The organism is Algoriphagus locisalis (genome assembly GCF_900116615.1).
In the GTDB taxonomy this organism is placed as follows: domain Bacteria; phylum Bacteroidota; class Bacteroidia; order Cytophagales; family Cyclobacteriaceae; genus Algoriphagus; species Algoriphagus locisalis.
Window position 1 is genome coordinate 402,143 of the sequence record NZ_FPBF01000006.1, and the last position, 10,289, is coordinate 412,431.

Consider the following 10,289-nt stretch of genomic DNA (forward strand, 5'->3'; position numbering starts at 1 on the left):
TATTTTTGATTTCAAATAAACTATGGCTACATCATCGCAATCACCCATTTTGGGAGTCCTCGGAGGAGGTCAATTGGGCCGAATGCTTATCCAATCGGCGATCAACTATAATCAAGATATCCACATTCTGGATCCTGATCCAAATGCTCCCTGCAAAGACTTATCCCAGCGATTTATTGTAGGTTCACTCAAAGACTTTGATACCGTCTATGCTTTTGGACATGGCTGTGATGTGATTACTGTGGAAATAGAAAGTGTTAATACAGAGGCTCTTGAAAAATTGCAAAGAGAGGGAAAGAAAGTTTATCCACAGCCAGATATTCTCAGCTTGATCAAGGATAAGCGTAAGCAAAAGCAATTTTATCAACTACACGGGATTCCCACAGCTGAATTCATTCTGACGGCAGACAAAGCTGAAGTTATCCACAATGCTGATTTCCTTCCGGCAGTCAATAAATTGGGAAAGGAAGGCTATGACGGACGCGGGGTTCAGGTATTGCGAACTGAAGCAGATCTGGAAAGTGCCTTTGATGAGCCCGGCCTCTTGGAGAAATTGATTGATTTCGATAAAGAAATTGCGGTGACGGTTGCTAGAAATGAAGCTGGAGATTTGATCGCTTATCCAGCAGTGGAATGTGCTTTTCACCCCACCGCCAATTTGGTTGAATTCCTTTTTGCGCCAGCAGAAATAAGCCAAGAAATAGCTGAGAAAGCTGAGAAAATAGCGAAAGATGTGATTTTGAAATTGGGAATGGTTGGCATACTTGCGGTTGAAATGTTCGTGACCAAAGAAGGGGAAGTATTGGTGAATGAAGTGGCTCCAAGACCACATAATAGTGGTCACCATACGATTGAAGCTAATTTCACCTCACAATTTGAGCAGCATCTTAGATCAGTGATGAACTGGCCGTTGGGTAATCCAGAACTACGTTGTCCAGCTGCAATGATCAATTTGCTAGGCGAAGATGGTTTTACTGGCCCTGTAGTGGTGGAAGGGCAGCAAGAGGCACTTACTGAGCAGGGAGTTTACATTCACATGTATGGAAAGAAAATCACTAAACCATTTAGGAAAATGGGCCATGTGACTATCCTTTCAGATACGGTGGATGGACTGAAGGAAAAAGCACAGAGAATTAAGGACTTAATCAAAATCAAAGCGATACAATGAATCCACAGGTAGGTATTATTATGGGAAGCCAGTCAGACCTTCCGATCATGGCTGAGGCTGCGCAGATGCTGGAAGAATTAGGAGTAAACTATGAATTGACAGTCGTTTCTGCGCATAGAACCCCTCAGCGTATGATTGATTATGCACATTCTGCCAGAGAGCGTGGCATCAAGGTCATTGTGGCTGGAGCTGGAGGAGCAGCGCATTTGCCGGGTATGGTTGCCTCTATGACCAGCCTTCCTGTGATTGGTGTCCCTATCAAAAGCTCCAATTCTATCGATGGTTGGGATAGTATTTTGTCTATTTTGCAGATGCCAGGTGGCATACCCGTTGCGACAGTTGCGTTGAATGGAGGAAAAAATGCAGGTATTCTAGCCGCTTCTATCGTAGGTTCTTTTGATTCCAAAGTGGGGGAAAGCTTAGATGCTTATAAAAAGACACTCAAAGAAAAAGTGGAGGAGTCTGCCGCACAGATCGAAGCCAAAGGCTGGAAAGAAATACTGAAAAAATAAAAAATGCGGCCCGAGAGCCGCATTTTAACTGTTTACCATGAACTGGAAAAAGATTATTCGATTTAAGGTAGGTGATGTCCCTTGGGAGATTCCATTGGATGTATTAGTCCTTTTAGGAGTAATTACGCTAGTTTTAATGGGAGTTGGGGCCTATTTCGGATTCCAGTTTGGAAGGAGTTAATCGGTAAAGATTCCCCAGCCATCATCAAATTTTTCGTTTGGGTCAAAACCCTTTATCCACTTAATAAAGAGTACACGAAATTCTTCAATAGCCTCTCTTAGCAGTTCTAGATGCTCCTCAGCGTGGGTTTCCTCCATTGCCAGTTGATAGGTCATGGAGTTTAGACTTTTGGCATGAACCTTCATGATCACAGCCTTTTCCATTTTCAGCACATAATCAGAAATACTTTCAGCTCCTGCGAATTTGGCACTCATGACCATAGCATCTTCCATCATGATATTCCCATAGAGTTCTCTTCTCGCTTCATCCAGACTCCCCACCAATGCTCGGGTCAAGGCAAAAATATCCTTGGCCTTCTTCATCAATGGATGTTTGTAGATCTTTTCGTGCTCTTTTCGTGCATCGAACTCATCGTCCTCATCCCAGCCTGCCTCGTCGTCGTCATCGTCATCCCACATAGGACAGAGATTTAATTAGAAAGGTAATTTATCTTCTTCTCCTTCGGAATGAAAGGTGTCCACCTCAGGCATAGCGGATGGAGAAGAAGCCGAGCCTCCATTTCTATCTACTTTGTAAGCCTTCACCTCAGTGTACCAGCGGCCATTATATTCTCTACTTTCCACATCTATGCTCAAGGTTACGTTTTCACCTGCATTTATAGAAAACTGGTCGATTTTGTCCCCCCAAAGCGCTACGCAAACCTTTTTAGGGTATTGTCCGGGAGTTTCCAGGATAAATTCCTGCTTTCTCCAGGCGTTGCCACTTTTTGAATTTCCACCTACTTCGGGTAGTTTTTGGATTACTTTTCCACTCAATTCCATTGTCTTTTTTTTAATTTTCTAACACTGCGAAGTTACACATTGCCGTTGAAATCTACAGGTTGGATTATTGTAAATTACTTTGAGCTACAGCTTGATTTTAACATTTTTTGGCATAAACATTGGTAAATGTGAGGTCTATACTTAATTAACTTCAAATAAAATATCGGATTTAGATATTTTCAAGAAATTTAATTTGGATTGTGGGTTGCATTCCTTTATTGGAACAAAATCCTCCTTATTTCTTTGCAGAGTTCTATTCGAAATCATACTTTTAAACCAATTCTTTTTCTTTCATCCTTAATAGATACTATGGCCTAGACCTTTACGTTTATAATAAACCAACTAAAAATGAGTAAACGAATTGGTCCTAAGGACAGCGAATTGATAGCACAGTATCGCAATGGTAGTGATGCTGCCTTTGATCTATTGGTAGATCGCTATAAAGGTAAAATGTACACCACAATTTTTCTGATCGTGAAGGATCAGAGGGTAGCTGAGGATTTGCTTCAAGATGTATTTGTGAAAGTAGTCAAAACACTTAACTCAGATAAATACAATGAGGAAGGGAAGTTTCAGCCGTGGGTGATGCGGATCGCACATAATCTGGCCATTGACTATTTTAGAAAGGCCAAGCGCTATCCGACGATACTTATGGAGGATGGATCAAACATTTTCAACTCGCTGAGATTTGCAGAGGAAAATGTGGAAGACCGTCAGGTAAGGGATGAGAATATTGAGTTGGTGAAGCGCCTAATTGAGGAACTTCCCGAGACTCAAAAGCAGGTCTTGATTATGCGACACTACCTGGATATGAGTTTTCAGGAGATAGCGGATCAGACAGGAGTAAGTATAAATACCGCTCTGGGAAGAATGCGATACGCGCTGATTCACCTGCGGAAGAAGATGAAACAACTAAATTTTGCATATGACAAAACCATTTACCCCAAATGATCTGGTAAGATATATTTACCAGGAAATGACGGAGGTAGAGCAAGAACTCTTAGTGCAAGCCTTGCATAGTGATGATTCACTGATGCAAGAATATGTAGAAATGCTGAGCACAATAGAGCAGATGGATCAGATCCAGCTTCAACCTTCAGAAAAAGTAGTACAAGCGATCAAGTCGAGAGCTCAATCTACGGGACTCCAGAGAGTCTGAAAACATGGTAATCCCGCTTCTGGCGGGATTTTTTAATAGAGGTCATTAATAAAGACTGCGGCCTGCTGAAATAGGGAAGGGTAAGTTTCCAATGTAAAACCATGACCTTGATTGGGAACCGTTGTGAATTTATGTACTACCCCAGCCTCAATCAGCACCGATTCTAACAAAAGACTTTGTGAAATAGGCACTACGGTATCTTCGCTTCCATGGAAGAATAGGGTTGGCACAGATTGACTGTCAATAAACGTAATCGGACTAGAATCTGCATAAGCTTCGGCTCTTTCGACCGGATCTCCGCCTAATAATCCCCCCAGGCCTGTCACTGTAAGAAAACTAAAGTCATAAAGTGCAGCCAGATCAGTGGGAGGGAAAAAAGCTACCACAGCTTTTATATCTCCAACAGACTCATGCTTGTAGGCATGTAATAACGCCAGATGTCCTCCGGCACTTGCACCTGCCAAAATAATCGTGTCAGATATATTCCATTCTGCCGTTTTACTTTGAACATAGCTGATAGCTTCTATCACATCATTTTCTTGCGTAGGAAATTTATTTATGCCGCTGCCAAGATCGTAAAGGCTATAATTGATAGACACGAACGCATAATCCGGTAAAGCGGCAGAAAGAGCCGTCCTAAATTGCTTAAACTCATCTTTACTTCCTTCTATCCAGGCACCTCCATGAATATAGATAAGAAGTGGAGTGTCTTCAATAGATCTGCCTGCCGGTAAATAAACATCCAAAATTTGTGTTGACTTAGAACCATAGGATTGATCCGACAAATCTAGCGCTGCAAGTTCTCCCGATGGATTTCCATCTTGCTCGGAGGTACAGCTCCAAAAGGCTAGAATTAGGAATACGCCTAAAATGAATTTTTCAAAAAAACTGGAGTTCCTGCCTTTCATTTTTAGAACCATTTAATAAGTGAGGAAATAATTTGTTTTGCTTTGATTCCATAGGGCGGCCTGAGCAGGGTCACGTTGTTGAGGCCGACTCGCTGCTTGAGTACGCCTTTTTCATTGCTAAATGCCAAAAACCCATGATATCCGTGCGATTTGCCTATTCCACTGGTATTTACCCCGCCAAATGGTAAGCCTAAATGTAGGAAATGCAGCACACAATCATTGATTACAGCATTTCCTGAACTTGTTTCCCGAAGCGTTTTTGAGGTGTTTTCTGAATTTTGTCCGAAATAATAAAGTGCCAGAGGTTTTGGTTTGGAATTGACGTAAGCGATTGCTTTTTCTAAGGTGCTGTAGGTTTGTATAGGTAAAATAGGCCCGAATATTTCCTCCTGCATTACCTGCATTTCATCCGTCACTTCAGTCAAAAGTGTAGGCTCTATATAACGTGTGTGCGGGCTATGTTTTCCCCCAAATGCTAACGCAGCTCCTTTTGACAAAGCGTCTTCAATAATTCCAGTCAGTCGTTTGAAATGTTTATCATTTACTATCCTAGCCATGTCAGGCGATTTTTCTATTCCTTTATAGTCGGGATCATACATCTTTTGCAGTGCTACTTTCATTTCCGAAAGAAGGGTTTCCCGCTGAGATTCATGCACTAAGATATAGTCAGGAGCAATGCAGGTTTGACCGCAGTTGACAAATTTCCCCCAAACGATCTTTTCGGCAGCATCTTTAAAATCCGCATCTTCATCCAGAATAACGGGAGATTTACCTCCCAGCTCCAACGTTACAGAGCTCAAATTTTCAGAGGCTGCTTTCATCACAATCTTTCCTACTGCTGGGCTTCCTGTGAAAAAAATATGGTCAAAAGGAAGTTTGAGCAATTCCGTTGAGACTTCCACCTCTCCTAGGACTACGGCAACTTCATTGGGTTCAAAAAGATCAGTGATCATGTTGGACACCAATTTGGATGTGTGGGGAGTCAGTTCTGAGGGTTTGATGATAGCCGTGCAGCCTGCGGATAAAGCTGAAATCAGTGGGCCAATAGTCAGGTTAAATGGATAATTCCAAGGAGAAATAATCAGGGAGGTTCCTTTGGGCTCAAAATAGATCTTACCGGATGTCCCCAGCATAGGGAGAGGAGTAGAGACCGACTTTGGCTTCATCCATTTTTTCAGATTTTTAATGCTGTGGTTAATCTCAGCCGTCACTGGGAATATCTCACTGAGATCAGTTTCTGCTTCAGGTTTTCCAAAATCGCTCATCAAGGCATCCCGGATCTCTTGCTGATGTTCTTTTATCCAAGCTGTGATTTTTTTTAGCCGATCAATTCTTTCAGAGGCAGATGAATCCCTCCATACTAAGGAAGTTAACTTCTGATTATTGAACAGCTGTTCAATATTGAATACAGGGTTTTCTTTGGTTTGATGGCTTAGCATGTTGACGATTCTTATTTGCGCTGGGTCTATCTGTATTCTTAATGTACAAATGTTATTCCTGGAAGGGAGATAATCAAACAATAAAATAAATGAAGCTCATTTTGTAGAATACCTTAGGTGAATTTTTGATTAAACACAGCTAAAAATACTTTTCAACACCTCAAAAAATATTTTCACATAAAAAAAAACGCATTATGTATAAATATTTTTCATACTATGCTTGCATATGAAAAACATAAAAGTGTATTTTTACGACAAATACATAGTGTTGTTTGGAGAAAAGGTATCTCATTCGTCCATTTTTGAATGGTACAATCTCCAAGTAGTAATGGAAAAAAGTAGTAAGAAATGAAGATTTTTTTCTACGAAGTATCTGAAAAGCAGAAGATTATAGAAAGACAATTACGAACTAGAAAAATTTTAACTAATAACGATATGGACAGTACATCCAATTGTCAATTCAGCTCCCGACCACAATCCAGTGGATTTTTCGAAAGGGCGAAAATTAAATTTGGTCTGACTCATTTTTTAACCGCAGGACTCTTGCTACTGCTATTTTTTGTGTCTGGGCAGACGGCATATTCTCAGGGGCTTGGGGATCCGATTTTTGTTGAGGATTTCGGGACCATTAATGATGGGGAGACTCAACATGTTTTTAATGATACCAGGACAGGGACAAATGGTCGAGGTGTCTATTTCAAATTTAATTCATTGAATTACATTACATCAATGGATTTTTACACACCGCAAAGGTGGAATACCTCTCCCTTTCCTTACCAGAATCAGTATAGGTCCTCTGCGCCTAGTATACCTGGAGGAGTAAGCTATAGCACCTCCCCTGCAGGAGCTAACAATAATGTCCAAAATGGTAACTGGGGGCCAGTATTTGCAAATATTAATGCAAATCAAGGAACAGGTAGAGGTGGATATTCAATAACAAATGATTCGCGCGGTTATTACCAGCCTTATTTTGCCGTTGGTCCAGATCATACCTCGGGTGATTATAGTGGCTACATGCTTTTGATAGATGCCCACTCTTCCACTACGCTATATTTTGATAGACTGATAGAGGGATTATGCGCTGGCACAAAATTTAGATTTTCTGTTTGGATAAAGGACATGAATGGGCAAGGTGACGCAAAGCCACGTGTCAATTTTAAAATTTTAAATGGGAGTAATAATAATCTAATTGCTATTAAGCCAACTACAGATGGTGACGTATCACCTGCTGGAACTTGGAAACAATTATTTATTGATTTTCAAATGCCAGCCGGTGTTAGTAGTGTTAGACTTCAGATTGAAAACATAGTTGGTACTCAATACGGAAATGACTTAGCGATAGATGATATCAGTTTTGCTCCGCTTGGACCCCCGGCGGAGTTGGTGGGCTTAGATGCAGTTTGTGTTGGAGAGGATCCAGTATTAAAGGCTAGAATCACAAATAATGATCCACAGTTTACCTACGCAACTAATTATTTTCAATTACAATACAGGGAAGCCGATTCTCCTGATAATTGGATAAATATCGGTTCGCCATTATCGAACCTAGGTACTTCCACAGATTTTGTCACTTTTCCTAATCCATATACCATTGCAAATTCTCCCCTAGATCCACTCACTGGTTATGAATTTAGAGTTGTTGTTGCCGGGGATCCCCAAACTTTGGAAAATGAATTTTGTAGAGTAGTGTCTCCCAAATTCATAAATGTTTACCGACATGAGGTTGCTTTGGAAGCAGAGTCAGAGGAGATTTGTAGTGGTAGTTCTACTACAATTTCGGCTGCTGTATCAAACGGAATTGGAACGCCTACTTATACCTATGTATGGGAAAAGGAAGTTGGTGGCAACTGGGAAGTAATTCCAAATGAAAATTCTTCTACTTTAAATACGGGAGCACTCTCCGAGTCAACTACCTATAGAGCAAAAGCTTTGGTTAACAATTGTCCAGGGTCTGGGTATTCAGATCCTATTACGGTTACTGCGGTAGCTTGTACTGCGACAATAGAAAAGGAAATCACCAATCTTGTAAGTGTGCCAATAGTCACTTTGCCAGGTCAGACAATTGATTACCGAGTTACCGTTTCTAATCCTAACTCAGTTGACCTGACTGGAGTTGTGGTTACAGATTTATTGCCAGATGGTACTGTAGGAGTTCTGGTACAGACACAGGGTAATGATGATGATGGAATCCTTAGCCAAAATGAGACATGGGTATATACCACTTCATATGTGGCTACCAACTTTGATTTGCAAAATGTACAATCATTAGTAAATACGGCGACTGTAGATTCCAATGAAACTGAGCCTATATCGGATGCAGCTTCAATAGGAGTATTGCCTTCTGTGGACTGTGAAAATGAGAATAGTTCTTATGGTTTTCAGTGTAATGCCCAAGATATTACCGTTAGTGAGTTTTATCTAGGTGATCCGAATACAGGAGTGGAACTGGAGTCTTGTGTTGCAGGAAGTACCCAGTCTGCGGGTATTTGGACTGTTTTTGGGGGTGCAAATCAAGGTGGGAATAATGAGAGATATAGTCTTTTGGTTAAGTATCAGCTTTTTGTAAACGATGTATTTGTAGAAGATGTAATATTAGAGCTTTTTGGATCTACAAATATTCCTAGAGGAGTTCCAATTAAACTAACAGATTATTCATGGACTTGTGGAGATAAAATTGAATTCAAGGACTTTTTCATGTCTTGGAGTGCTAATCAAAATAATTGGCAAGAAAGTGGACCTAGATGTATTAAGTGTTTTACAGGTTTCGTAGTTAATGCGCCACTTGTAGCAAATTTCGAGTCTGACTATCAGTGCGGTTCAAATCAAGTTGCATTTACGAATAAGACTACGGGAGGAGATAATTCTTCTTATGAATTCACTTGGACCTTTGGTGATAATCTTGGTACTTCTACTGCTTCTAATCCAAGTTATACCTTCCCAGGGCCAGGTACATTTAATGTGAAATTAGAAGTAACTGACGGAGAAGAAACAACTTCTATTACAAAGCAGGTTACAATTGACGAAGCAGTTACAGTTTCTGGCTCTTCCAATAGCGAAGTTTGTTTTGGTGCCAATGATGGAACGGTTAGCATCACCCCTGATGGAGGAGATGGTAGTTATTCCTATTCTTGGACTGGCCCCAATAGCTTCACTTCTAATGATCAAAACCTTATAGGCTTATCTCCTGGTACTTATGAAGTAAAAGTTACTGATAGTAAAGGCTGTTTTACAATTGAGGAATATGTAGTAGGAGCTGGGGAGCAAGTTGGTCTTCCAAATACAACTGATAAGGAATATTGTAAATCCGATGAAGATTTTTACTATATAGTATCACCTACTTCAGCGAATTATGAAATAGTCTATTATTCGACTGAGGTTTCTATTGACGGAACAACAACACCTCTGACAGTTGATGGTAATGTAGTTGGTGAGTATTCTGTTTGGGTGAGTCAAAGAAATACTACCACAGGGTGTGAAGGAGCGAGGAAAGAAGTTGAGATATCTATCAAAGACTTGCCAGTGCTTGTGGTTCAGAATCCAGGTCCGGTTTGCGGACCAGCCGATATTGATTTGGAGGACGCGATTTCAGAGGGTACTTCGCAGAATGCTGTTATTACTTATTACAAACTTGATGGACAGACTCCAATTCTTTTAGGCGATTCTGAAGTTTCTACATCAGGCACTTATATAATCAGAGCTACTATCGGGGAGTGTTATGTAGAGGAAGAGGTAGAGGTAGTGATTAGTGAGTGTGCTATCGCGATCACCAAGACGGTGGCACCGACGACAGCAGACGATTGTGTCGAGGCTGGCGATGAGTTGACCTACACGTTTGTAGTAAGAAATACAGGTACGGTGACGTTGGGTAATGTCTCTGTGTCTGAGTTGAGCTTCAGTGGCACGGGCACAGCACCGGCGATCACGTTTGTTGCCGCAGAGAGTGATAATACAGAGGGCACGCTAGCTCCAGGCGAGGAAGCGACCTACACAGCCACGTATGTGGTGACTGCACAGGATGTTGAGGCAGGTGTGATCACGAATCAGGCGAGAGCGGCTGGTCAGTTTGGCCAGAACACTCCGGTGACTGATGATTCAGGTGAG

The 10,289-nt window shown here is 41.2% G+C and carries 10 protein-coding genes; 6 read left to right on the forward strand and 4 right to left on the reverse strand.

Annotated elements, in window-relative coordinates:
* Positions 1-22: 22 nt before the first annotated feature.
* Genes BM386_RS17795 through BM386_RS23720 form a run of 3 tightly spaced genes read left to right on the forward strand, consistent with a single transcriptional unit; the run spans position 23 to position 1,861 of the window.
* Complete coding sequence (locus tag BM386_RS17795; RefSeq protein WP_091696723.1) at positions 23-1,168, forward strand: 5-(carboxyamino)imidazole ribonucleotide synthase; 1,146 nt, start codon at positions 23-25, stop codon at positions 1,166-1,168.
* Positions 1,165-1,680 (forward strand): 5-(carboxyamino)imidazole ribonucleotide mutase, encoded by a 516-nt coding sequence (purE, locus tag BM386_RS17800; protein ID WP_091696724.1) that lies wholly within the window; start codon positions 1,165-1,167, stop codon positions 1,678-1,680. Before BM386_RS17795 ends, purE begins: the two co-directional genes overlap by 4 nt.
* Positions 1,681-1,717: 37 nt before the next feature.
* Positions 1,718-1,861: a hypothetical protein gene (locus BM386_RS23720; RefSeq protein ID WP_170857123.1), complete on the forward strand. Its 144-nt coding sequence runs from the start codon at positions 1,718-1,720 to the stop codon at positions 1,859-1,861.
* Here the strand turns inward: BM386_RS23720 and BM386_RS17805 are convergent.
* Positions 1,858-2,319: a hypothetical protein gene (locus tag BM386_RS17805; RefSeq protein ID WP_091696726.1), complete on the reverse strand. Its 462-nt coding sequence runs from the start codon at positions 2,317-2,319 to the stop codon at positions 1,858-1,860. The two genes, BM386_RS23720 and BM386_RS17805, sit on opposite strands and share 4 nt — an antisense overlap.
* A gap of 15 nt (positions 2,320-2,334) precedes the next feature.
* A complete protein-coding gene (locus tag BM386_RS17810) occupies positions 2,335-2,682 on the reverse strand; it encodes a DUF3127 domain-containing protein (RefSeq protein WP_091696727.1) in 348 nt (115 codons plus the stop codon).
* A 348-nt stretch (positions 2,683-3,030) separates the two neighbouring features.
* Here BM386_RS17810 and BM386_RS17815 point away from each other — a divergent pair, with 348 nt between their 5' ends.
* Together BM386_RS17815 and BM386_RS17820 are read left to right on the forward strand one after the other, a co-directional pair.
* Positions 3,031-3,633, forward strand: a complete 603-nt coding sequence (locus BM386_RS17815; RefSeq protein ID WP_091696729.1) for an RNA polymerase sigma factor — start codon at positions 3,031-3,033, stop codon at positions 3,631-3,633.
* Entirely contained in the window at positions 3,608-3,841 is a 234-nt protein-coding gene (locus tag BM386_RS17820; RefSeq protein ID WP_091696730.1) for a hypothetical protein, read from the forward strand. The genes BM386_RS17815 and BM386_RS17820 overlap by 26 nt, the downstream gene beginning before the upstream one ends.
* A gap of 32 nt (positions 3,842-3,873) precedes the next feature.
* Here BM386_RS17820 and BM386_RS17825 read toward each other — a convergent pair whose 3' ends face one another.
* The gene (locus BM386_RS17825; RefSeq protein WP_170857124.1) at positions 3,874-4,749 is read right to left on the reverse strand and encodes an alpha/beta hydrolase; all 876 of its coding nucleotides are present in this window, start codon (positions 4,747-4,749) and stop codon (positions 3,874-3,876) included.
* A gap of 2 nt (positions 4,750-4,751) precedes the next feature.
* Positions 4,752-6,188 carry an aldehyde dehydrogenase family protein gene (locus BM386_RS17830; protein ID WP_091696733.1) on the reverse strand — a complete coding sequence of 479 codons (1,437 nt, stop codon included), beginning with the start codon at positions 6,186-6,188 and terminating at the stop codon, positions 4,752-4,754.
* Between the two features lie 543 nt (positions 6,189-6,731).
* On the opposite strand from BM386_RS17830, the gene BM386_RS17835 reads away from it, so the two are divergent.
* Positions 6,732-10,289 (forward strand): DUF7507 domain-containing protein (locus tag BM386_RS17835; protein ID WP_170857125.1); only part of this gene is annotated, 3,558 nt, incomplete at its 3' end.

Bases quoted from the DNA above. Each gene is read 5' to 3' on its own strand.
- BM386_RS17795 (WP_091696723.1), top strand. From the start codon at position 23: ATGGCTACATCATCGCAATCACCCATTTTGGGAGTCCTCGGAGGAGGT.
- purE (WP_091696724.1), top strand. From the start codon at position 1,165: ATGAATCCACAGGTAGGTATTATTATGGGAAGCCAGTCAGACCTTCCG.
- BM386_RS23720 (WP_170857123.1), top strand. From the start codon at position 1,718: ATGAACTGGAAAAAGATTATTCGATTTAAGGTAGGTGATGTCCCTTGG.
- BM386_RS17805 (WP_091696726.1), bottom strand. From the start codon at position 2,319: ATGTGGGATGACGATGACGACGACGAGGCAGGCTGGGATGAGGACGAT.
- BM386_RS17810 (WP_091696727.1), bottom strand. From the start codon at position 2,682: ATGGAATTGAGTGGAAAAGTAATCCAAAAACTACCCGAAGTAGGTGGA.
- BM386_RS17815 (WP_091696729.1), top strand. From the start codon at position 3,031: ATGAGTAAACGAATTGGTCCTAAGGACAGCGAATTGATAGCACAGTAT.
- BM386_RS17820 (WP_091696730.1), top strand. From the start codon at position 3,608: ATGACAAAACCATTTACCCCAAATGATCTGGTAAGATATATTTACCAG.
- BM386_RS17825 (WP_170857124.1), bottom strand. From the start codon at position 4,749: ATGAAAGGCAGGAACTCCAGTTTTTTTGAAAAATTCATTTTAGGCGTA.
- BM386_RS17830 (WP_091696733.1), bottom strand. From the start codon at position 6,188: ATGCTAAGCCATCAAACCAAAGAAAACCCTGTATTCAATATTGAACAG.